Origin of the sequence: Caballeronia sp. LZ034LL (assembly GCF_031451215.1) — a bacterium.
Classification (GTDB): Bacteria; Pseudomonadota; Gammaproteobacteria; order Burkholderiales; family Burkholderiaceae; genus Caballeronia.
This window is the reverse complement of record NZ_JARUXR010000002.1, coordinates 88,478-109,356: the sequence shown is the minus strand read 5'-3', so window position 1 is coordinate 109,356 and position 20,879 is coordinate 88,478. Positions and strand designations below refer to the sequence as shown.

Below are 20,879 nucleotides of genomic sequence, written 5' to 3'. Positions count from 1 at the left end.
AAGAGATGACATGCCTGCATTATCGGAATATTCTAACGTACATGACTCAGTTTTTAATATCTTGTCAAAAAAAGGATACAAGGTATGGATCGACCCTGAAAAAGAGACTTATTGGGCGGAAAAGGATGGGTGGGATTTTTCTGCGTTCTCACCCTGTGCTTTACTTGGTATAGTCTCTTTATTTGAATATAAAAAACCGGATCATTATAAAGAGTATTGGTGGAGAGAGAGCGGAGATCAGTCTGAAAGCACGCTGGCCACGATGCCTCCTGATTATGTTTCGGTTGTACGTTCAAATAAGTTCAATTAAAAAAACAAGGATAGACAAGGGCCGTTAAGCGGCCCTGTGTCTTTATCCAGCGGAAATCACAAGCCGTCCGTGTTCAACATTGATCTTGACGCGCTGCCCTAGTCTGATCCCGGCCTGTTCAATCCAGCGCCCGGCGAGTTCGAGCCACGGATAAATCGGCGGTTCTTCGCGCTGCCAATGCGACTTCCTTGAACAGCAGTTGCGTTGGATTTGCTGAACGGTCACGAAGCGATCCATGACGGCGGGGCGTGCTTTAGGAGGCATCGGGTATAAAGCGCGCGGCTATGGGTACGATCCGGCGGGGCATTTGACGCGCACCGTCGATCCGCTCGGGCGCGTGTTGAACATCCGCTGCGATCCGTTGGGTCGGATCGTGAGTCGCATCGCGGAGAGCAGCGGCGAGGACGAGCACTACGCCTATAACAAGCGCGGTCAGTTGATCGAAGCGCGCAATGCGCATGCGGCGATCGAGCGCGATTACGACCTCGACGGGCGGCTCACGAGCGAGACGCAGAAGCACGCCGATACGCTCGGCAGCTTGACCTACGAGTACGACGCGGCGGGTCAGTTGCAGATTCAGCAGCGCGAGATGCGTGGCTTGAATGGCGACGTGTGTTATCGGCAGACGCTCAGCCATGAATACGATGAGTCGGGATTGGCTCGCACGCTGAGCATCGATACGCATGAACCGATCCGCTTCACGCATGATCTGGCGAGCCGCTTGAGCGGGATCGAGTTCGCACCGGGACTCGATCATGCCTTCAGCTACGACAGCGCGGGGCGACTTGCGCGACAGACCGCGCGGCGTACGGGGCATCGCGAGACGCATATCGGCTATGAATATGACGTCAGCGGGAACCTGGTCGCTCGCAGCGATAGCCGGCTGGGCGTGGATCGGTATCGATACGATCCGCTCGGAAGAATCGTCGCGCATACGGATCCGGGGCAGCGGCTGCGTCGGTATGTGTATGACGCGCAAGGTGATCGCTTCTCGCAAGTGCGCGCGACCGATCAGGGCCGTGAATGGCACCATCCGGACGGCGCGCGCTGGTGGCTGGATGCGGCGGGGCAGCTGAGCGAGCGTACGCATCCTGCGCGGGGCGTCGAGCGGTTCACGTGGGACGTGTTCGGGCGCATGGTGGGTTTCGAGAACACCGCAAACGAGCGATGGGTGTATCGATATGACGCGCTCGGTCGGCGTATCGGCAAGCAGGCGGCGGATGTCAGGCCGGAAACGGGGCAGAGGCATCGCGATGAGGGGGCGCGGACCTGGTTCCTGTGGGACGGCGATGCAATGGCCGGCGAGGTGCGGCAGACGGCGCTTATCGAGAGCGAAGCGCGGTTTTATGTGTATCGGCAGGGTGGCTTCGAGCCTTTGGCGATGCAGGTCGATGATGGGGCCTGCAAGCGGATTTACTTCTATCAGAATGATCCGAATGGTGCGCCGGTCAGGCTAAGCAGCGCGGACGGTGACATCGTTTGGGAAACGCACTACAGTGTGTCGGGCGGGATCGATTGGTGCGAAACGCGGAAGGTCGAGCAGGCGATTCGGTTGCAGGGGCAGTACTTCGATGACGAGTCGGGGCTGCATTACAACCGGCATCGGTACTTCGATCCCTACACTGGGCAGTTCATCTCTCAGGACCCCATTGGGCTGCTTGGCGGCTTGAATGTTTTTGAGTTTGGACCGAATACATTTGGATGGATTGATCCCCTTGGCCTAAAGAAAAAGAAGAAATGTGCGTCGCCACGGTGGAAGAGCAGAAGGAGACTCAGTGCGGGTGATTCAGGACTCAAGGATCACGCGCACCGACATTCCAATCTGTCGCCAGCAGAGTATCTTGATCGCGGTAAGCAAAACGTCACGGACGGAGTACAGCTTAAAGGTGGAAAATACCCCGACGCAGGGTATTATGTTCGGGAAGTTGGAGAAGATAGTTACAGCCTTACCATCACAGACAAGAAAGGACAAATTCTTTCGATAGATACTTGGTCAAAAGAAGGTGCAACTATAAATCAGGAAAAACTTAGTGTCGGCTTTAGAAATAGCGGTATTACACCACCGAAGCATTTTTGGGAGAGTCTGTGATGACCATGGCGCGAATGGTCGAATTAAAGCAGGCTTTGGAGAACGCCGGTTGGATGATTTCCGACGAGGATAGCGATTTATTCATTGTTGATGATGAGAGAGTGGTTTGGAAAATAGAGAAGATTCAATCCAGGAAGTCACTCGATCTGATTTTTTATTTGTTCGACGACCTTGGTAGAGGAACTCAAAAATTGGCGGACATTCTGTACGTCGAAGACAATAATCAACCAAAGAGGCTTTATTTTAGCAAGATCACATCGAGTAAATGGAAGGAAGATTTAGAGCGGTTTGTTCGCAGTTTGTGAGATAGATTGCAAGGGCAGTACTTCGATGACGAGTCGGGGCTGCATTACAACCGGTATCGGTATTTTGCTCCGGGCGCCGGTATCTTCGTCAGCCCGGATCCGATTGGATTGAATGGTGTGCTGAAACCCTATCACTAGTTGGTGGTCAGGGGGCCGTGAATGTTGGTAGCGCTCGAGACTGGCTCGCACATTGAACATCGATGTCCATGAGCCGATTCGCTTCACGCATTACTCACACACCGACTATTCGCTGTCGTTCTAGGCGTGCTTCAGGCAGAGCAGACCGACCACCAGGCGAATCGGCAATCGCGGTTGATCTGGCGCGCTGATCGCCGCTCAACCTTCGCGACCTCGGCGCTTGAACACCAGCGCCAGAGTCGCTTCGATCGCCCCCATGGCAAGCGCGTGGCGGGCACTGCAAGCGGATGACGAAGGTCGAGCATTGCGTACATACGGCTGCGAAGAAGATCAGATGCTCATCGGCGAGGCCCGAAAACTCCCACGAAATCCCCGATGCACCCTCCCACTTCCGCCGCGTTTCACCCTCAACCCATTCCCACCCACCCCCCAAATTGCGCAATCTGCCCAATCGGCAACCGCGCGCGCGGCGCCAGCTCACGCTCGGCGAGCGCATCGGGCAGCGTTTGCGCGTCGCCATGATGCGCCACCGAGATCATGCTCAACACCTTGAATCGCGCCGGCAGCTCAAACGCCGCACGAAATGCATCGGCATCAAGCCCGCTCATCGCGTGCGCGGCAAGTCCTTGCGCGCTGGCTTGCAGCAACAACGCCATCGCAGCAGCACCGGCATCGTAGCTCGCGCTCGGATTCTCCGCGCCCTTCGACGTCAGCGTATCCGCCAGCACCGCGATCAACACCTGCGCGTGCGTATTCCACGACTGATTGAACGAGATCAGCGTCCCAAAGGCCCGCTCGAACGCATCCGGATCCACGGCCTTTTCAAACACGACAAAGCGCCAAGGCTGCGCGTTGAATGCCGAAGGCGCCCAGCGCGCCGCTTCGAGCAAGCTCATCACCTCGGCATGCCCGACAGGACGATCCGCATACGCCCGTGGACTCCAGCGGTCCGCGATCAAGGGATGAATAGCCGTATCAGCCGGTGCGGGACGATGTGTCATGGTGTGACGTTTTCGATGAATGGCAAAAGGCCGGGACGCACGCAAAAGTCCCGGCCGCAAGAACCTACCCAATATCACTCGGGATGACGGAAGGCGAAGCCCTCGGGCGTCTCGTCGACATAGCCCGCGAAAGGCGCCATGAAGTGTCCCGGCAGCAGCAGCGCGCGCTGCTCGCAGGTCTTCTCCAGAATCCGGCGACGCGTCTCGGCGGATTGCTTCTGGTCAATGCAGCCGAAACAGCTCCAGTGCGGATACTTCACCTGGATCGGGTGATGCAGGATGTCGCCGGTCATCACGGCATGCGCATCGTTCGACTTCAGCCAGATCGCGACATGACCCGGCGTATGACCCGGCGCCGGTTCGATGAACAGGCAGTCGGCTATCTCCGCGTAGTCGTCGATCATCATGGCCTGGCCCGCCTCGATCACCGGCAGCACGCTGTCCTTGTAGCCGAGTATGTGATGGCCCGTCGATTCCTTCGCGTAGCGCGCCGCCCAATACTCGTTCTCGGTCTTCCCGAACACATACTTCGCGTTGGGAAAGGTCGGCACCCAGCGGTCGCCGACAAGCCGCGTATTCCAGCCGATGTGATCCGCATGCAGGTGCGTGCAGAGCACATAGTCGATCTGCTCGGGCGTCGCACCTGCCTTCGCGAGGCGCTCCAGATACGGCGTCTGCAGGTTGCACCAGTCAGGACGGCCGGGCCGCTCCTTGTCGTTGCCGACGCAACCATCGATCAGGATCTTGTGCCGTCCCGTGTCCAGCAGCCACGAGTGCATGCTGAGGAGCATGCGGCCCGTGGCGGGATCGTAATGGCCCGGCGCGATCCACGAGAGGTTGTCTTCCACGTCCTGCGGCGTCGCCAGCGGGAAGAACTTGAGAAAGTCGAAGGACTTGTCGACGGTCTCTTCAACCAGCGTAGCCGTTACATTGCCGATCCTGAAGCGAATCACGATGCCTGTTCTCCCGACAGTCCAGTAGCGTGCGGCTGACGCGCCGCGCCCGTATCACGGTGCAGATTCTCTTCCAGCGCGGACAGTTCAACGCCGGCCGCTTCACGCAGCGGCATGATGCCGAGCACCGACACCACCGCCGCGAACACGATGTACGCCGCCAGCAGCCAGTATCCGCCCGCCCACATGACGAACAGCGCAGCGAGGATCGGCGTCGGGCCGCTCCAGATCACCGTGGCGAGCTGATACGCCACCGAGACGCCGCTGTAGCGGATCGCGGCCGGATACTGTTCGCTGATGAGCGCGGGCTGTGCCGAAAGCGTGCTGCCGAGGCCGAAGACCATCGCGACCGAAATCGCCGTGACGATCACCGGATAGCTGCCGGTATCGAGCATCTTGAAGAACGGGAAGATGAACGCGCCCAGGAAGATCATGCCGCCCATGTACACCTTCTTGCGGCCGATGCGGTCGGACAGCGCGCCGAAGATCGGCTGCGACAACAGCGTGAAGAAGGAACCGATCATCAGCGCGCGAATCGCGAGCGGCTTCTCGATGTGCAGGTTCTGCGTCAGGTACACCAGCGCATAGACGGAGATCACGAAGAAGCTGGTGTTCTCGGCGGCCTGTGCAGCGACGATCTGCAGCGTGCGCTTCTTTTGCGTGGCGAGCACGGTGGCAATCGGCATCTTCTCGGCGGTGTGCGAGCGTTGCAGCTTCTGGAAGCTCGGCGACTCCGACACGCGACGGCGAATGATGATGCCCACCACCACCAGGATGCCGGACAGCAGGAACGGCACGCGCCATCCCCACGAAGCGAACTGCTCGGGCGTGGTGAACGCCGTCGTCAGGGCCATCACGCCGGTCGAGAGGATCAGTGCGGCCGAGATGCCCATCTGCGGCCACGCGCCATAGAAACCGCGCTTCTTCGCGGGCGAGTGCTCGATTACCATCAACGTGGCGCCGCCCCATTCGCCGCCCACGGCGAAGCCTTGCAGGAAACGCAGCGTCGTCAGCAGGATGGGCGCGCCCAGGCCAATGCTTTCGTAAGTCGGCAACAGGCCGATCAGGAAGGTCACGCCGCCCATCATCACGAGACTCAGGACGAGCATGGCCTTGCGGCCGATCTTGTCGCCATAGTGGCCGAACACGATGCCGCCCACCGGACGCGCAATGAAGCCGATCGCGAAGCTCGCCAGCGCCGCGATGGTGCCGGCTACCGGATCGATGGCGGGGAAGAACAGCTTGTTGAAGACCAGCGCGGCGGCCGATCCGAAGATGAAGAAGTCGTACCACTCAAGCGTTGCGCCGATGGCGCTGGCGAATGAAACTCGCCGGATGTCCGAATCGTTGACCATGTTGTCTCCTCTGCGTGTTGCGTGTGTCGTTGGTTTTGTTTGAGTGGCGCTGTCAGACGCCGGGAATTTCAATCGTCAGCAACGGTGCGTGCTGCTGCGCGCCGAATGTGTCGCGCTCGCCCACACTGCCCTGCGCCCACGAACGCTTCAGCGTCAGCTTGAAAGCTCGCGCCGGGTCGAAGAACATCAAGGTCACGATGTCCTCCTTCGTCACGTTGTACAGCTTGCAGATCAGCGCTTCGGTCAGCACCCCGCTGGCCTTCACGCGTTCGTACAACTCCACCTCGTCGAAGATCACGTCGAACGTGATCTCGAACGGACCCGAGTTCTTGCTGCGCACCACCTTCGCCAGTTCGCGCAAGGTCTTGTTTTGTGTCTGCACCGTGCTCATGCGCCTACCTCCACGATCTCAACCGGAAACAGCGACTCCGCCGAGTCGATCTTCATCACGTGATACACCGTGAACTTGCACACCGGACCAATCGGGTTCTCCGGCGGGTTCAACGGAATCGCGAAGTTGCCTGCCGTCGCCACCTGGCCCGGATAAGGCGTGTGCAGCACATCGATACGCACGCTGCTGCAAATCGCATTCGCGAGTTCCTGGTTCGCTGCGGTCACTTCACCCAGCAAGCCGATCTCGTGCGGCACCACTTGTGTCTGCGGCTCGAAGCTGCCCATCACGCCGTTCTTGCCGTACACGTGGAAGTTCAGCGTCGCCTCGCCCGAGCGCAGCTCCGGATACGTCTCGTGCGCCTGCTGCTTGATGCCTTCGAGGAACGTGTCGATCTGCTCGACCAGGATCGGATCACGAATCCCGCCGATGAAGATCGTGCGCATCCCTACCACACCGGCGCCTTCGAGCTTCACCGTGTAGTCGTCGGCCGGAATGAAGCGGCTGCCGCGCACCCGCACTGCTCGCTCCGTGAGCTGCTCGTAGGTCGCCTCGCGCAGATCCAGCACCCCGCCCGGGCCCGTCAGCAAGTCAGGACGTGTCTTCTCGTACAGCGTGTGCGCCGCCACCGAAGCGGGCGTGCAGCGCTCGCGCGGGTTCATCGGTTCGAGGTCGAAGCTGTCGCGACGGATCGTCGCCAGGATGACCTTGCCCTTTGGCTCTGCGCAGTTCGCCCCGCACTCGACGATCTTGCCCATGTGCCAGTAAATGCCCGGCTCGATTCCGTGCAGCATGCACAGTCCCGCGAACGGCGCCGGATCGTAGGCACGGCCCGCCACGATGATGTCCAGATCGGGATGCTCGCGCAGTGCCTTCGCAAAGGGCTCGGCACCCATCTGCGCGACGATGTGCGACGACGCGCCCACGTCCGACACCTGCAACTCAGGCGCCGATGCACACGGCGTGATGCGGCCTTCGCCCATCGCATCGCGCACGTAGGACGGATCCACGTCCGAATAGATCTTGGCGATCTTGAAGCGATAACCGTCGCGCTTCGCGGTCTCCTCGATCACATCGACCATGAAGTCCACATGCGCACGAATACCGGGGCCGCCGGCCGAGCTGATATAGATTGGCACCTTGCGCGTCGCGCAGGCTTCGAGCATCAGCGACAGATCGCGCAGATACGCTTCACGCGTCACCAGTGTCTTCGGCAAGCCGAGCAGATAAGGACCGGGGTCGGTAGAGCCGCCATCGACGATCATCGCGTCGGGCTGTTGATCGATGCCGCGCCAGAAGTCGGCCGCCGGGATGCCGTAGCCCAGGATGCCGTTCGGCGTCAGGATCTTGATTTCGTCCTTCATGAAGTCTCCGTTCTCGACCAGCCGGGCCGCGTCGTTGCAACGCGCTTTCCGGTCCAGTCTCTAATGGCCCAATTATCGAGAACGGCCTCGCGAAACTCTATTCGCATTAGAATATCGATTTATAAGATGGCGTTATAAATCGGGAACGGAGGACACGGCGGCATGAAGCAGGACGACCACTCTGTTCCGGATGAAGGCATTGACGGGATCAATCTGCGTTTCGATCTCATCGAGCTGGAAACCTTTCTCGCCGTGGCGGACCTCGGCAGCTTCAGCGCCGCTGCGAAGAAGATGCATGTCTCGCAGCCCTCCGTCACGAACCGCGTCCAGCGGCTCGAAGCGATGCTCAAGACGAAGCTCGTCGAACGCACGACCCGTCGCGTGACGCCCACGCCCGAGGGCGAAGAACTCGCCCGCCGCGCGCGACTCGCGTTGCAGGGTTTACGCGAGTTGCTGACCGACTTCCATGCGCGTGCTGCGGCCTCGAAGATGCGCACGGTGATCGCCACCACGCCGATGCTCGCCGCCGTCGTGCTGCCGCAACTGATCCAGTCGTTCCGCCAGGCTTATCCGTCGATCCAGATCCAGGTGCGCGATCTGCAATACGAGGCCGTGCTCGCGACGCTCGAAGCCGGACAGGCGGACCTGGCCGTCAGCGCGTTCGATGGCGATTCCAGCAAGCTGCACTTCGAACCGCTCGCCCGCGAACCGATGCTGGTCGTGCTGCCCAAGGCGCATCCGCTGGCGGGCGCGCAGGACATCACGCTGGAGCAACTCGCCGATCTGCCGCTGATGCTGCTCGACCGTTACGCGCTGCTCCAGACGCGTCTCTCGGCCGAACTCGCCCGACGCGGCCTCACGCTCTCGACGATCCAGCACGCGACCAATGTCGGCACGGTGCTGGGGCTCGTCGATGCCGGGCTCGGCGCGACCTTCCTGCCGCGCTACATGGCGCAGCGCTACTCGCTCGAATCGCGTGCGACGCTGAACGTGCCGGAGATCGACCTGTCGCGCAACTTCGGCATTCTGGTGCGCGAGAAAGCCGATCTCAACCTCGCCTCGACGCTGTTCCTCGATCATCTGCGCGCCCACTTCGCCACGACGCTGCACGCCGGACAGGCGTAACTACTTCGCGCCGGCCTTCGTCTTCTTCGGCGCGCGCGGCGGCACGGTCATCGACGTCATCGCCTCGGGCACGGGGAGACCCAGTGAGCGAAAGGTCGTGTCGGTGATGATGCTGCGGAAGGTCTGCTCGGCGAAATCGGGATCGCCGGACTTGAGCGCCTCGACGAACTCGTGATGATGATGCACGACGCTCTCGCTGCGCACCTCATAGCTCGTATTGCCCTGCTGATAGAGCCGCACGAGCGAACTGATGGAATGCCAGGTGCTTTGCAGGAGATCGTTGTCGGCGAGCGTGCAGACGAGTTCGTGAAACTCCCAGTCCACCGCGCGCAGCACGGCGGCGTCATGGCCCGCTTCCGCGCGCTCCAGTTCCGCGAGCGACTGCTCCAGCTGCACGACGACGTCCGGCTCATGACGGCAACGCGCCGCCACGAGCCGCGCGGCGAAGCCTTCGAGCACGGCGCGGATGCCGGTCATGCGCACGAAGTCGTCGTGCGAGACCTCGGCGACATACGTGCCCTTGCCGCGCACGGTGAAGACCAGCCCGTTGGCTTCGAGCGACTTCAACGCCTCGCGCAACGGCCCGCGGCTCACGTTGAGCTGCCGGGCCAATTGCGTTTCGACGATGCGCTCACCCGCCTTGAGATCGCCTGAACGGATGGCGCTGACCAGCCGCGCCTCGACGAGTTGCGGCAATGAATGCTGCGGCGGCAGGGCCCATTTCTGATCGTCTGCGCTCATGGCGGTGGGCTGTTTCGTAATGACCCGAAGCGCGGCGCGAGGCTCGTCTGTCAACACGCCAGGGCCGCCGAAAAAGAATGCGGGATCATATCAGATGGCCCCTTCTTCCCTGAGGGTCGCGAGCTGCTCGGTATCGAGCCCGAGCAGGCCGCGATAGACATCATCGTTATGCTGGCCGAGATCCGGTCCGAGCCAGTCGATGCCGCCCGGCGTTGCCGAGAGACGCGGCACCACATTCGGCACCGCCAGTTCGCCGATGCGCGCGTCCTGCATGGTCTTGATGTTCTCGCGCGCCGCGTATTGCGGATCTTCGAAAATCTCGTCGATGCCATACACCGGCCCGCACGGCACCTGGAACTGTTCGCAGCGCGCGAGCACTTCGTCGCGCGTGAACTGCGCGGTCCATTCGCCGACAGTGCGGTCCACCTCCGCACGCTCGCGCTCGCGGCCCGAAATGTGCCCCCACTTGCCTTCGCCCGCGAGTTCCGGCGTGCCCATCGCTTCGGCGAGACGCGCGAAGATCTTGTCGCTGGTGCAGGCAATGGCAATCCAGCGGCCGTCGCTGGTCGGATAGTGGCTGTGCGGCACCACGTTCACCGTGCCCGGACCCATGCGTTGCCGCACGAAGCCGTTCTTCTGGAACGACGGCGCGAGTTCATCGAGGATGCGGAAGATCGGTTCATACAAGCCGATATCGACGAACTGCCCTTCACCCGTGCGTTCGCGCGCCTGGATGGCCAGCAGCGCGCCGAGCGCGCCGTACAGGCCCGCCATGTAGTCGGGGATGGTCGCGGAGCCGGGCGTGACCGGCGGGCGGTCCGGATAGCCCGCGAGGAACGACAGCCCGCCGAACGCATTGCCGATGCGCCCGAAGCCCGGCCGGTCGCGATACGGCCCGGTCTGGCCGAAGCCCGAGATGCGCACCATGATGAGCCGCGGATTCACTTCATGCAGCACGTCCCAGCCAAGGCCCCACTTTTCGAGCGTGCCCGGCTGGAAGTTCTCGACGAGGATGTCCGCGTCGGCGACCAGCTTCTTCAGCACTTCAGCGCCGCCGGGCTTGCGCAGGTCGAGCGTGATCGACTTCTTGTTACGGCATTCGGACAGCCACGGCAGCGTGACGCCGGCCTCCGTCATCGAGCCGAAGCGGCGCAGCGCGTCGCCCACGTCGGGCAGCTCCGCCTTGATGACCTCGGCGCCGAATTCGCCGAGCTGCGTCGAGCAGAACGGTCCCGCCAGGAAGCTCGATACGTCGATCACGCGAATGCCGTCGAGCGGACGAACGTTGCGGGTGTCAGCCGATGTTGCAGTCATTGCCGTTTCTCCGATGGATTAAATGTTCTTGGCGCGCGTCGATCTGCGCAGCGAAGTCGAGCACGCGTTGCGCGCGATACGCGACCGGGTAATCGATGAAAGCGCCGTCGAGCCGGATCGACGCAACGCCTTCCGCTTCGGCGCGCTTGAACGCCTCGACGACGGCGCGCGCCTGAGTGATCTCGGTTTCGGTCGGCGAGAACGCGCGGTTCACCGCGTCGCATTGCGCCGGATGGATGCACAACTTGCCCTGGAAGCCCATGCCGCGCGCGCGAACCGCCGAGCGCGCGAGACCGTCGGCGTCGTCGAGGCGTACCCATACGGTATCGACGGGCGCTTGCAGTCCCGCCGCGCGCGACGCCAGCACCAGCGCGCTGCGGTACGCATGCAGTTCGGACTCGTCGCCGCTCCATATGAGGTTCATGTCGAGACAGAAATCGCCCGCACCGAATGCGAAGCGCTTGAGACGCTGTACACGCTGTGCCGCCGATGCACACAGCGCCTGAATCGCCGCGAAGCCCGCACCGGTTTCGATGATCGGCATCAGCTCGATGGAGTCCGCGTCCAGGCCGCGCTCGCGTTCGAGCTGGCTCATGATCCAGTCGGCGGTATGCAACTGTTCCACCGATTCCAGCTTCGGCAGCACGATGCCATCCACGCCGCGCGCGATCACCGCGTGCAGGTCGCCGAACGCATAGTCCGTGTCCAGCGCGTTGATGCGGATATAGCCTCGCGCGCGATGCGGCGCTTGAAGTGCCTCGACAACCGCCGCGCGCGTGGCCACCTTTTCGCTGGCCGCGACAGCGTCTTCGAGATCAAGGATTGCTGCATCGACGTCGGCGTTCAGCGCCTTCTCGACGCGGCGCGCATGATTGCCGGGGACGAACAGAAAGGTGCGGGACAGCGCCATCGAACATCTCCTCAAGGTTTGGGGTCCAGTCCGGATTCGAGACTTTCGAGCGTCCGGCCGCGCACGTTCGGACCGAGCACGGCGAGCAGCAGCGCCATCGCGACATACGCGACGCCCACGGACGACACGACATAGAACGGGTTCTTTAACGTGAGCAACGCGGCCGCGACGGCAAACGGCGTGGCCGCCGAAGCCAGCCGGCCGATCAGCGCAGCCGTGCCAAGGCCGCGCAGGCGCACGCCGGTCGGCAGGATCTCGGGGATATAGGTCGCAAAGCCAACGGACGATATAAAAAATATCGCCGTGACGAGGATCAAGCCGGTGATCATGAGTCCCTGCGGCGATGTCTGTCCCGCGTAGGCGACGCCCGCGCCCGCCGCGATCAGCGCGGCCGCCACCAGCGACCAGCGCCGCTCGATGCGGTCCGCCACCACGATGCCCAGCAGCGGCCCGAGGAAGCCGCCCATGAAGCTCACCGCCGCGAACGTGAAAGTGGAGCCGAGCGTGAGGCCGCGCGAGACGAACAGCGTCGGCAGCCAGCTGATGAGCACGAACAGGCCCGTCAGATGGCAGATGTTGAACACGACGGCCAGCGCGAACCGCCCACGCACGAGCGGCGAGAACAGCGCATCCCAGCCGAGATGGCGCGCCGGTTCGCGGGCGAGTTCGGCATCGGGCAGCGTCTTGCCTTCGCGCTGCACGATGCCGGCCTCGATCGAATCGACCACGCGGGCCGCTTCCTCGTCGCGACCGACCGACGCAAGCCAGCGCGGCGACTCCGGCAACAGGCGCTTGTTCGCGAAGACCAGCAGCGCCGGAATCACCGACAGCAGGAACAGCACGCGCCAGCCGACGTTCACGTCGGTGTTCGGCACGATGAGCCGCGCCATCAGGGCGCCGAACGGCAGGCCGCCGTTCAGCAGCAACGCCACCGCCGACTGGAAGCGCCCGCGATAACGCCGCGGCGTGAACTCGTTCAGATACGCATAACCGGTGACGGTGACCGTGCCGATCGCGAACAGGTTGATCGTGCGGAACGTGAGCAGCATGCCGTAGCTCGTCGCGAAGCCGCAGCCAAGGCTCGACAGGCTGTAGGCCAGCACCGTCGCCTGGAACAGACGCCTGCGGCCGATGCGGTCGCCGAGCAGTCCCGCCGCGATCGAGCCGAATGCGGCCGCGATGAGCGGCACCGAGATGAAGGTGGCCGTGGTCGCCGGCGTGAGCCAGCCGTGCTTGTGCAGCGCCGGGATGACGAAGCCGGTGACGGTGAGATCGTAGCCGTCGAAGAACATCGCGACGCCCAGGATCGCGAACAAGGTCCAGTGAAAGCGCGACAGCGGCAGGCGCTCCATGCGCCCGGCGATGTTCAGCGCGGAGACATGCGCATCGGTCCGCGCGCGCACGTCGGCATCGTCATACGAGGTCAGCGTGGCCTGCTTCATGCCGTTCTCCCTTGTGCGTAGGCGGCGATGTCGAGCAGCCGCTGCATGCGCGGCACCAGATCGATGGCGACGAATTCGCCATCGACGATGGCCGTGCCCTCGCCGCTCGCCTTCACCGCCTCGAACGCGTCGACGATGCGTCGGGCCCGCGCGGTTTCCGCTTCGGTCGGCGTGAACGCGCGGTTGACCGCATCGACCTGTGCCGGATGGAACACCACCTTGCCGCTGAAGCCCAGCTCCCGCGCGCGCAACGCGTCTTCATGCGTGCCTTGCGGGTCGCGCAGGCCGTGCAGATAAGGCGCGTCGATGGCGTCGCAAGCGGCAGCGCCCGCTGCCGCGACGATCGTCGAACGCGCCCACAGCAAGGCGGTCGGCGTGATCTCGGCACCGGTTTCCATCGTGTAGTCGCCCGAGCCGAAGAAGAACGCGCAGAGGCGCGGCGAAGCGTCGGCGATGCTCAGTGCATTCAGCACGCCGCGCGGTGTCTCCAGCGTGGCGATCAGCCTGACCGGCGCATTGCGATGTGTGAGTTCGGCGTCGAGCCAGCGCAGTTGCTCGGCGGATTCGACCTTGGGCACGAGCAGGGCATCGCAATGCGCGAGCGGCACGGCGTCGAGATCGCGCACACCATCCGCGGTGCCCACCGCGTTGATCCGCACCACGCGCTCGCGGCCGCCGAAATCGAGCGTCGGCATGAGCTTCGTGAGATTGGCGCGCGCTTCGTCGCGGCGCACGGGCGGCACGCCGTCTTCGAGATCGAAGACAAAGGAATCGACTGCGAGCTTCATCGCGCCCGCCATGCGGTCGGGGCGATGCGCGGGCGTGATGAGCATCGAGCGGCGGATACGCTTCATTGCGGCCTCCGCGATGAAACGAGATAAAGCGGCGCCGGAAGGCGCGGAGAGAGCATGCACATACGCATTCGGTCGTCTCCTGAAGAAGCCTGCCGGGTCATTGCCGGCGGGTCTGCAATTCATTCTGTCAAGCTGTCGACAGTCGGACGATAGGGGTAAACACGCCGCACGCCGCTCGCCCCGCAGTGCGGCGTGTTTCGCTCCAGGCCTTACGGCACAAGGCTGTGCGGGCGATGCACACGCGTGCGCTATGCGGCTCCTGCATAACAGGTATTCGAGCGTTCGCGCCGGGCTATCAATACGCTCCACCGAAACAACCCGCCATTGACGAACCATCCGGGAGGAGATACCCATGAGCATCGACGCAATCGACGGCGCCGCCGCGCAGTCCGTCGACGAAGGCAAGCTGTACAAGAAGCTGCTGTGGCGCATCGCGCCGATCCTGTTCCTCTGTCACACGTTTTCGTTTCTCGACCGCGTCAACATCGGTTTCGCGAAATTGCAGATGCTCGGCGATCTCAAGATCGGCGACTCGGCCTTCGCACTGGGCGCGAGCATGTTCTTCATCGGCTATATCGCGCTGGAGATTCCGAGCAACATCGTGCTGCACCGCGTGGGCGCGCGGCGCTGGATCGCGCGCATCATGCTGACCTGGGGCCTGATTTCCGCGGCCACGATGTTCACCGCCGAACTCGCGAAGCTGTTCGGCGTCGAGAACGCGACGATGTTTTATATCCTGCGGCTGCTGCTCGGCTGTTGCGAAGCGGGCTTCTATCCCGGCGTGCTGCTGTACATCAATTACTGGTTCCCCTCCGACCGTCAGACCAAGGTGACCTTCGGCCTGTTGCTCGCGCTGCCGACCAGCCTCGTGCTCGGCGGCCCGCTGTCCGGCTGGCTGATGCAGCATTCGCACGGCTGGATGGGTTACAGCGGCTGGCAATGGATGCTGCTGATCGAAGGCGTCCCGGCGATGGCGCTCGCGTTCCTCGTCTACTTCGGTCTCGCCGACAAGATCCATCAGGCCAAGTGGCTCACCGATGCCGAGAAGCGTCTGCTCGACAAGAACGTCGTCACCGAGAACGCGCACAAGGAGTACAAGTTCGGTCCCGCGCTGCGCGACTATCGCGTGTGGCTCTGCGCGGGGATCATCTTTACCTACGCGACCGGCTGGTACGGGCTGTCGTTCTGGCTGCCGTCCATCGTGCGCGAGTCGGGCGTGAAGGACACTTTCCACATCGGCTTGCTCACAGCGCTGCCCTTCGTCTGCGCCGCCGCGACGATGCTCTTCAACGCGTGGCATTCGAGCAAGACCGGCGAGCGCCGCTGGCACGCCGCGATTCCCGCGTTCGTCGGCGGCACGGCGCTCATCTTGAGCGCGGCCTTCGCGAGCAATCTGCCGGTCGCGATGATCTGCCTGTGTGTCGCCGCATCGGGCGTGCTCGGACTCACGCCGGTCGTATGGACTTATCCGGGCAGTCTGCTGTCCGGCACGGCGGCCGCCGCCGGTTTCGCGATGATCAACTCGTTCGGCAGCCTCTCGGGCATCGCGGGATCGTGGATCACCAGCCTCATGAAGCAGGTGACCGGCAACATCAACAACGGCACCTATGCGCTCGGCTGCGTGCTCCTCTGCACCGGCGTCCTCGTGTTGTGCATGCCCGCGGCGACCTTCGTGCGCGGCGGGGCCAGGAAAGCGCCTGCCGGGCCGAATGTCGCGAATGATGCCCTGACCGATTCGCCGGCCTGAGGTGCGCTAAGCCCGTTCGTCGATTGCGCGCCAGACGCCGTTTCGCACCAGCGACTCGGTTTCCTGGCGCACGATGCGATACAGTGCCTTCATCGCGAGCGTGGCTTCCTTCTTCGGCGAGAACGCAATCGACAGCACGCCGGACAGCGACGGCTCGCGCAGGCGCCGCGCCTTCAGCGTGCCGCGTTCGAGGCGTCTCTCGATGGCGGCGAACGGCGCGATGCTGAAGCCCAGCCCCGCTGCGACGAGATCGAAGATGCCCGCCATCGCGTCCAGTTCGACGACGATGTTCAGCTGCAATCCCTGCGCGGTCGCGGCATCCTCGGCGAGCGTGCGCAGGCCATGCGGACGCGGCGGCAGGATCCATTGCAAGTCCACGGTTTCAGCCAGCGCGATGGAGTCCGCCGAGGCATTCAGCACCTCGGCATCGGGCGGTCCGATCAGCAGCATCTCGTCCGACAACAACGGCTCAACGCCGATCGTATTCAGCGACGTCACGTTGTACAGCACGCCGATATCGAGCTTTCCGGTCATCAGCCATTCGAGCAGATAGCCGCTCACGCTTTCGCGCAGCTTGAGCCGCACGTCGGGAAACTCCGCGCGAAAACGCTTGGTGAGCGGCACCAGCAGGAATTCACCGAGCATCGGCGGGATGCCGATCGTCACCGTTCCGCCCGGGTTCGAGCGCAGCGCCTGCATCTGGTTCAGGGCGCTGTCGGTGCGCATCAGGATGTCGCTGGCCGAAGCGAGAAAGGTCTTGCCGCCATCGGTCAGCGACATGCCGTGACCGTTACGGTAGAGCAGCGCCAGGCCGAATTCCTGTTCGAGACTCTGGATATGGCGTGTCAGCAGCGACTGGCTCACGCCGAGCAGCGTCGCGGCGCGCGAGAGACTGCCTTCACGCGCGACGACCTCGAAATACCGCAACTGTTTCAGTTCCACTTGCGCACCCTCCGGACTTGCCGGTATTGTCGGCGGCGGCGGATTTCAGGTTTTGCATAACTGGTATGCAAGCGGCGCGAATGTCGCCTCGCTACGCTTGCTTCGTTCCATTCGATCAAGATCAGGAGAGTGCATGCTGCCGAAAGCACCGGGCTTTTCATTGCATGGCAAGACAGCGTTGATCACCGGCGGCGGACGCGGCATCGGCCTCGCGGCGGCGGCGGCACTGGCCCAGGCGGGCGCGCGCGTGACGCTGGTCGCGCGTTCCCTCGATGAACTCGAACGCGCGTCCGGCCAGATCAACGAGGAAGGCGGGCAGAGCGATTTCATCAAGCTCGACATCACCGATTCGGCCGCCGTCAGCGCCGCCCTCGAGGCGCGCGAGCCCTACGACATTCTCGTCAACTGCGCGGGCACCAATCGTCCGAAGCCGCTGGTGGACGTGACCGATGACGATATTAACGCGATCATCGACCTCAATGTAAAGTCGGTCTTCCATGTGTCGCGCGCGGTCGCGAAGGGCATGCTGCGCGCCGGGAACGGCGGCTCGATCATCAACGTGTCGTCGCAGATGGGGCACGTGGGCAGCCCGGGCCGCACGGTGTACTGCGCATCGAAGCATGCGCTCGAAGGCATGACCAAGGCGCTGGCATGGGAGCTCGGGCCGCACGCCATTCGCGTGAACACGGTGTGCCCCACGTTCATCGAGACCGTGCTCACGGCAAGCATGTTCGATGCGCCCGGCTTTCGCGACTGGGTCACGCAGCGCATTGCGCTGGGCCGCGTGGGTCGCGTCGAGGAAGTGATGGGCGCCATCGTGTTCCTCGCCAGCGATGCCTCCACGCTCATGACCGGCAGCGCGCTCATGCTCGACGGCGGCTGGACGGCTGCGTGACATAGACCCAATAACTCAAGCGAGACAATTGATGAACGTAGCGAAGATGAAGCTGGACAAGCCTGTTGCCATCATCGGCGCGGGGCTCGTGGGCGCGGGCTGGGCGATTGCCTTCGCGCGCGCCGGCCTGAACGTGCGCGTGTACGACGCGAATCCGCGCACCGCCGAGAAGGCCATTCCGTGGGCCGCGAATCAGCTGGCGGCGTTGCACAAGCACGGTCTCATCGACGAAGCGCCGGAGACCATCGCCGCCCGCCTGACGCTCGCCGATTCGCTCGCGCAGGCTATCGACGGTGCTGCGTACGTGCAGGAGTCGGTGCTCGAGCGTGTCGATGTGAAGCGCCAGCTGATGCTGGATCTCGACAAGGTGGCGGATGCCGATGTGATCATCGGCAGTTCGAGTTCGGGCATCAAGGCCTCCGACTTCGCCTGTGACCTCGCCATCTCGCCGCGCGTGCTGATCGCGCATCCGGTCAATCCGCCGTACCTCGTGCCGGTCGTCGAACTCGTGCCGTCGACGCAGACTTCGCAAGCGACCGTCGAGTTCACCGACGCCCTGATGCGCGGCATCGGGCAAAGCGTCGTGCATGTGCGCAAGGAGATCGAGGGATTCGTGCTGAATCGCTTGCAGGCGGCGCTGCTGCGCGAAGCGTGGGCGTTGCAGCGCGACGGCATTGCGAGTTGCGAGGATATCGACAAGACCGTGCGCGACGGCCTCGGCTGGCGCTGGTCGTTCATGGGCCCGTTCGAGACGATCGACCTGAACGCGCCGGGCGGCGTGGCCGATTACGCGAACCGGCTCGGACCGCTGTATCACTCGATCGTGAAGTCGCGCGTCGATGACGGCCCGTGGGATGAAGCGCTGATTGCACAGGTCGAGAAGGACCGGCGCCAGCATCTCTCCGCCGATGACCTCGCCGCGCGCCGCGACTGGCGCGACGAACGGCTGATGCAGTTCGCGGCGCAGCGGGCGCAGGAAGACGGCGAGCGTTAAGCGGCTTTAGCGGCGGGCCTCAGTCGCCATTCTGAGCGCGAGGCCCGCGAGCACGGTGCCCATCAGCCAGCGCTGGATGAGCAGCCACGCGGGCTTGCGCGCGAGAAACACGGCGATGGAACCCGCGGTCATCGCCACCGACGCATTCACGGCGATGCTCAGCGCGATCTGCACGAGGCCGAGCATCATCGATTGCGCGAGCACGCTGCCGTGTTGCGGATCGATGAACTGCGGCAGCAGCGACAGATACAGCACGGCAATCTTCGGATTCAGCAGGTTGGTCACGAAGCCCATCGTGAAGAGCTTGCGCGGACTGTCGACGGGCAGGTCGCGCACCTGGAACGGCGAGCGGCCGCCGGGCTTCACGGCTTGCCACGCGAGCCAGAGCAGATACAGCGCGCCGCCGAAGCGCAGCGCGTCATAGGCGAACGGAATGGCAATCAGCAACGCGGTGATGCCGAAGGCCGCGCACAGCATGTAGAACACGAAGCCCAGCGCGACGCCGCCGAGCGAGATCAGGCCGGCCGTGCGGCCCTGGCAGATGGAGCGGGAAATCAGGTAGACCATGTTGGGCCCGGGCGTCAGGGCCATGCCGAGCGCGACCAGCGCGAAGGCGATGAGGTGGGATGTCTGGGGCATCGATGCAGGCTCCGGTGGGACGGGTGGAACATTGTCCCGTGCCATGGGGTGGCGGGACAGGGACACATGGGAAAGAGGTGTTCGATACAGTCGCCGTGAGCTTCATGAGTTGGGTTGTCTGTCGCCCTCACCGGGCGTTGCTTCATCCAGACCCAACGCCGAAGCCAGCCCGCGCGACTCGCGCCAAGCGATTTTCACGAACGGATCGGTGGCGTCGTAACGTCCTTTGCCCGTCGACATCACCAGATTCGCGTCGGTGAGCGCCAGTAGTGCGTTCTGGATCGCACTCTGCGAGACCGGCATGCCAATCTCAACAGTGAGCGCCTGATTTGTTTCAGAGGAATAGAACCCCCCGGTGGGTCCGTCGCTCAGGCATATTCGGTTGAACAGGGTCGTGGCAAGATCGCCCAGGCTCTCGGCTCGCGAGATTTCGACATCGGCCGCGGAATGGCGCAACGCCTGCACGATGATCGGCAATTGGGCGTCGGGCGCGAGGTCGGAGGGGCTGTCGCGCAGTGCAATCAGAGCCTTCAACAATTCTTCCGGCCGGTTGCCAAGCTGCTGGAAGGCGTTGACCGCAGCAGGCAATGTGGGCAAGCGTTCGCCGAGCTGCTCACGCGTCAGGTCCAGCACATACATCACGTAGTCCTGGCCCAGCAGCGGGAACGGCTGCGACCATGCACCCTGAAACGCCTGATTGCCGCGCATCACCATTTCCTGCACCTGCGCCCGGTGCGACCCGGTGCCGATGATGAACAGCCGCCCGGGCATGCCGGGCTCCAGATTGACCGCGTCCCGGGCCGCCTTCAGGGCCAGCAGCAGTTCGTTGCCGGCGACGCTGCCCATTGCGTGCTGGATTTCGTCGATGATCAGTACGACATTGGCGCGTGTTTTCTCCACGACCTCAGTGAACACGTCCGCCAGAGTCGGTCCGGTTTTCTTGCCCAGCTGATCCAGCTTGAAGCCGAATTTGAAGCCGGCGCCCCCTATGTCGATTTCTGAAACCCGCTTGAGCTGCCGGGAAATCCGGCCGAACAGGTCGGATGCCGGCGTCTGCAGGTCCGCCAAGGTTTGTTCCATGGCGCCCGTGACCAGATCCGCAGGATTGGCCTGTACCTGACTCCACAAATCCGCATACATGACGATGGCGTCCTGACGCTGCAGCGCCGGCATCAGATCCTGCCGGATGAAAGTCGTCTTGCCGATGCGCCGTGGCCCGGACAGGAACACGCCGGCCTCGAAGTGCGGATCGAGCGCTCGGGGATGAAGGATCTGCCGAGCCATTTCCTCAGCCAGCTCCGTGCGATGGTAGGCCATGACAATTACGAAAATTATTTACTTGGGATAATTATCCCATCCAAATAATTTTG

21 protein-coding genes and 1 pseudogene are annotated in these 20,879 nt (G+C 63.1%); 8 read left to right on the top strand and 14 right to left on the bottom strand.

Annotated features, from left to right (window positions below; all coding sequences use genetic code 11):
• Nucleotides 1–10: 10 nt before the first annotated feature.
• The gene (locus QCE83_RS14905) at nucleotides 11–310 is read left to right on the top strand and encodes a hypothetical protein (RefSeq protein ID WP_309812044.1); all 300 of its coding nucleotides are present in this window, start codon (nucleotides 11–13) and stop codon (nucleotides 308–310) included.
• 42 nt (nucleotides 311–352) lie between these two features.
• Here QCE83_RS14905 and QCE83_RS14900 read toward each other — a convergent pair whose 3' ends face one another.
• On the bottom strand, nucleotides 353–547 hold the full coding sequence (locus QCE83_RS14900) for a SymE family type I addiction module toxin (protein WP_309812041.1): 195 nt from the start codon (nucleotides 545–547) through the stop codon (nucleotides 353–355).
• Here QCE83_RS14900 and QCE83_RS14895 point away from each other — a divergent pair.
• The 3 genes and pseudogenes from QCE83_RS14895 to QCE83_RS35130 all read left to right on the top strand — a co-directional run.
• The gene (locus tag QCE83_RS14895; protein ID WP_309812038.1) at nucleotides 546–2,399 is read left to right on the top strand and encodes an RHS repeat-associated core domain-containing protein; all 1,854 of its coding nucleotides are present in this window, start codon (nucleotides 546–548) and stop codon (nucleotides 2,397–2,399) included. The two genes, QCE83_RS14900 and QCE83_RS14895, sit on opposite strands and share 2 nt — an antisense overlap.
• A complete protein-coding gene (locus QCE83_RS14890) occupies nucleotides 2,399–2,704 on the top strand; it encodes a hypothetical protein (protein WP_309812035.1) in 306 nt (101 codons plus the stop codon). The genes QCE83_RS14895 and QCE83_RS14890 overlap by 1 nt, the downstream gene beginning before the upstream one ends.
• Nucleotides 2,705–2,707: 3 nt before the next feature.
• Nucleotides 2,708–2,842 (top strand): annotated as a pseudogene (locus tag QCE83_RS35130) (RHS repeat-associated core domain-containing protein); the annotation flags it as partial.
• Between the two features lie 407 nt (nucleotides 2,843–3,249).
• Here the strand turns inward: QCE83_RS35130 and QCE83_RS14885 are convergent.
• The 5 genes from QCE83_RS14885 to QCE83_RS14865 all read right to left on the bottom strand — a co-directional run bounded on the left by QCE83_RS14885 (nucleotide 3,250) and on the right by QCE83_RS14865 (nucleotide 7,906).
• Nucleotides 3,250–3,843, bottom strand: coding sequence for a nitroreductase family protein (locus QCE83_RS14885; RefSeq protein ID WP_309812032.1), 594 nt, complete (start codon nucleotides 3,841–3,843; stop codon nucleotides 3,250–3,252).
• A 74-nt stretch (nucleotides 3,844–3,917) separates the two neighbouring features.
• Entirely contained in the window at nucleotides 3,918–4,796 is an 879-nt protein-coding gene (locus QCE83_RS14880) for an MBL fold metallo-hydrolase (protein ID WP_309812030.1), read from the bottom strand.
• Nucleotides 4,793–6,151, bottom strand: a complete 1,359-nt coding sequence (locus QCE83_RS14875) for an MFS transporter (RefSeq protein ID WP_309812025.1) — start codon at nucleotides 6,149–6,151, stop codon at nucleotides 4,793–4,795. The genes QCE83_RS14880 and QCE83_RS14875 overlap by 4 nt, the downstream gene beginning before the upstream one ends.
• 52 nt (nucleotides 6,152–6,203) lie before the next feature.
• Nucleotides 6,204–6,542, bottom strand: coding sequence for a DUF4387 domain-containing protein (locus tag QCE83_RS14870; protein WP_309812023.1), 339 nt, complete (start codon nucleotides 6,540–6,542; stop codon nucleotides 6,204–6,206).
• Nucleotides 6,539–7,906 (bottom strand): acyclic terpene utilization AtuA family protein, encoded by a 1,368-nt coding sequence (locus tag QCE83_RS14865; protein WP_309812021.1) that lies wholly within the window; start codon nucleotides 7,904–7,906, stop codon nucleotides 6,539–6,541. Before QCE83_RS14865 ends, QCE83_RS14870 begins: the two co-directional genes overlap by 4 nt.
• A 162-nt stretch (nucleotides 7,907–8,068) precedes the next feature.
• Between QCE83_RS14865 and QCE83_RS14860 the strand changes: the two genes are divergently transcribed.
• On the top strand, nucleotides 8,069–9,031 hold the full coding sequence (locus QCE83_RS14860) for a LysR family transcriptional regulator (RefSeq protein WP_309812019.1): 963 nt from the start codon (nucleotides 8,069–8,071) through the stop codon (nucleotides 9,029–9,031).
• On the opposite strand, the gene QCE83_RS14855 is transcribed toward QCE83_RS14860, so the two are convergent.
• The 5 genes from QCE83_RS14855 to QCE83_RS14835 form a co-directional block, all read right to left on the bottom strand.
• Entirely contained in the window at nucleotides 9,032–9,772 is a 741-nt protein-coding gene (locus tag QCE83_RS14855; protein ID WP_309812016.1) for a GntR family transcriptional regulator, read from the bottom strand.
• Nucleotides 9,773–9,862: 90 nt separating this feature from the next.
• Nucleotides 9,863–11,086: a CoA transferase gene (locus QCE83_RS14850; protein WP_309812014.1), complete on the bottom strand. Its 1,224-nt coding sequence runs from the start codon at nucleotides 11,084–11,086 to the stop codon at nucleotides 9,863–9,865.
• Nucleotides 11,067–11,996, bottom strand: a complete 930-nt coding sequence (locus QCE83_RS14845; RefSeq protein ID WP_309812011.1) for a CoA ester lyase — start codon at nucleotides 11,994–11,996, stop codon at nucleotides 11,067–11,069. Before QCE83_RS14845 ends, QCE83_RS14850 begins: the two co-directional genes overlap by 20 nt.
• A gap of 11 nt (nucleotides 11,997–12,007) precedes the next feature.
• Nucleotides 12,008–13,438: an MFS transporter gene (locus tag QCE83_RS14840; RefSeq protein ID WP_309812009.1), complete on the bottom strand. Its 1,431-nt coding sequence runs from the start codon at nucleotides 13,436–13,438 to the stop codon at nucleotides 12,008–12,010.
• The gene (locus tag QCE83_RS14835) at nucleotides 13,435–14,292 is read right to left on the bottom strand and encodes a CoA ester lyase (protein ID WP_309812007.1); all 858 of its coding nucleotides are present in this window, start codon (nucleotides 14,290–14,292) and stop codon (nucleotides 13,435–13,437) included. Before QCE83_RS14835 ends, QCE83_RS14840 begins: the two co-directional genes overlap by 4 nt.
• Before the next feature lie 352 nt (nucleotides 14,293–14,644).
• Between QCE83_RS14835 and QCE83_RS14830 the strand changes: the two genes are divergently transcribed.
• Nucleotides 14,645–16,039: an MFS transporter gene (locus tag QCE83_RS14830; RefSeq protein ID WP_309812004.1), complete on the top strand. Its 1,395-nt coding sequence runs from the start codon at nucleotides 14,645–14,647 to the stop codon at nucleotides 16,037–16,039.
• Between the two features lie 6 nt (nucleotides 16,040–16,045).
• Here the strand turns inward: QCE83_RS14830 and QCE83_RS14825 are convergent, their stop codons facing one another.
• Nucleotides 16,046–16,981, bottom strand: a complete 936-nt coding sequence (locus QCE83_RS14825; RefSeq protein ID WP_309812002.1) for a LysR family transcriptional regulator — start codon at nucleotides 16,979–16,981, stop codon at nucleotides 16,046–16,048.
• A 133-nt stretch (nucleotides 16,982–17,114) separates the two neighbouring features.
• Between QCE83_RS14825 and QCE83_RS14820 the strand changes: the two genes are divergently transcribed.
• On the top strand, nucleotides 17,115–17,876 hold the full coding sequence (locus tag QCE83_RS14820; protein ID WP_309811994.1) for an SDR family NAD(P)-dependent oxidoreductase: 762 nt from the start codon (nucleotides 17,115–17,117) through the stop codon (nucleotides 17,874–17,876).
• 31 nt (nucleotides 17,877–17,907) lie between these two features.
• Entirely contained in the window at nucleotides 17,908–18,870 is a 963-nt protein-coding gene (locus QCE83_RS14815; RefSeq protein ID WP_309811990.1) for a 3-hydroxyacyl-CoA dehydrogenase, read from the top strand.
• Nucleotides 18,871–18,876: 6 nt separating this feature from the next.
• Here QCE83_RS14815 and QCE83_RS14810 read toward each other — a convergent pair whose 3' ends face one another.
• Together QCE83_RS14810 and QCE83_RS14805 are read right to left on the bottom strand one after the other, a co-directional pair.
• Nucleotides 18,877–19,509 carry a LysE family translocator gene (locus tag QCE83_RS14810; protein ID WP_309811988.1) on the bottom strand — a complete coding sequence of 211 codons (633 nt, stop codon included), beginning with the start codon at nucleotides 19,507–19,509 and terminating at the stop codon, nucleotides 18,877–18,879.
• Between the two features lie 102 nt (nucleotides 19,510–19,611).
• Nucleotides 19,612–20,826 (bottom strand): AAA family ATPase, encoded by a 1,215-nt coding sequence (locus QCE83_RS14805; protein WP_309811985.1) that lies wholly within the window; start codon nucleotides 20,824–20,826, stop codon nucleotides 19,612–19,614.
• Nucleotides 20,827–20,879 lie beyond the last annotated feature (53 nt).

What these genes read in the sequence shown, in the direction of transcription:
- QCE83_RS14905 (WP_309812044.1), top strand. Translation starts at nt 11, where the DNA reads ATGCCTGCATTATCGGAATATTCTAACGTACATGACTCAGTTTTTAAT.
- QCE83_RS14895 (WP_309812038.1), top strand. Translation starts at nt 546, where the DNA reads ATGACGGCGGGGCGTGCTTTAGGAGGCATCGGGTATAAAGCGCGCGGC.
- QCE83_RS14900 (WP_309812041.1), bottom strand. Translation starts at nt 547, where the DNA reads ATGGATCGCTTCGTGACCGTTCAGCAAATCCAACGCAACTGCTGTTCA.
- QCE83_RS14890 (WP_309812035.1), top strand. Translation starts at nt 2,399, where the DNA reads ATGACCATGGCGCGAATGGTCGAATTAAAGCAGGCTTTGGAGAACGCC.
- QCE83_RS14885 (WP_309812032.1), bottom strand. Translation starts at nt 3,843, where the DNA reads ATGACACATCGTCCCGCACCGGCTGATACGGCTATTCATCCCTTGATC.
- QCE83_RS14875 (WP_309812025.1), bottom strand. Translation starts at nt 6,151, where the DNA reads ATGGTCAACGATTCGGACATCCGGCGAGTTTCATTCGCCAGCGCCATC.
- QCE83_RS14870 (WP_309812023.1), bottom strand. Translation starts at nt 6,542, where the DNA reads ATGAGCACGGTGCAGACACAAAACAAGACCTTGCGCGAACTGGCGAAG.
- QCE83_RS14865 (WP_309812021.1), bottom strand. Translation starts at nt 7,906, where the DNA reads ATGAAGGACGAAATCAAGATCCTGACGCCGAACGGCATCCTGGGCTAC.
- QCE83_RS14860 (WP_309812019.1), top strand. Translation starts at nt 8,069, where the DNA reads ATGAAGCAGGACGACCACTCTGTTCCGGATGAAGGCATTGACGGGATC.
- QCE83_RS14855 (WP_309812016.1), bottom strand. Translation starts at nt 9,772, where the DNA reads ATGAGCGCAGACGATCAGAAATGGGCCCTGCCGCCGCAGCATTCATTG.
- QCE83_RS14850 (WP_309812014.1), bottom strand. Translation starts at nt 11,086, where the DNA reads ATGACTGCAACATCGGCTGACACCCGCAACGTTCGTCCGCTCGACGGC.
- QCE83_RS14845 (WP_309812011.1), bottom strand. Translation starts at nt 11,996, where the DNA reads ATGGCGCTGTCCCGCACCTTTCTGTTCGTCCCCGGCAATCATGCGCGC.
- QCE83_RS14840 (WP_309812009.1), bottom strand. Translation starts at nt 13,438, where the DNA reads ATGAAGCAGGCCACGCTGACCTCGTATGACGATGCCGACGTGCGCGCG.
- QCE83_RS14835 (WP_309812007.1), bottom strand. Translation starts at nt 14,292, where the DNA reads ATGAAGCGTATCCGCCGCTCGATGCTCATCACGCCCGCGCATCGCCCC.
- QCE83_RS14830 (WP_309812004.1), top strand. Translation starts at nt 14,645, where the DNA reads ATGAGCATCGACGCAATCGACGGCGCCGCCGCGCAGTCCGTCGACGAA.
- QCE83_RS14820 (WP_309811994.1), top strand. Translation starts at nt 17,115, where the DNA reads ATGCTGCCGAAAGCACCGGGCTTTTCATTGCATGGCAAGACAGCGTTG.
- QCE83_RS14815 (WP_309811990.1), top strand. Translation starts at nt 17,908, where the DNA reads ATGAACGTAGCGAAGATGAAGCTGGACAAGCCTGTTGCCATCATCGGC.
- QCE83_RS14810 (WP_309811988.1), bottom strand. Translation starts at nt 19,509, where the DNA reads ATGCCCCAGACATCCCACCTCATCGCCTTCGCGCTGGTCGCGCTCGGC.
- QCE83_RS14805 (WP_309811985.1), bottom strand. Translation starts at nt 20,826, where the DNA reads ATGGCCTACCATCGCACGGAGCTGGCTGAGGAAATGGCTCGGCAGATC.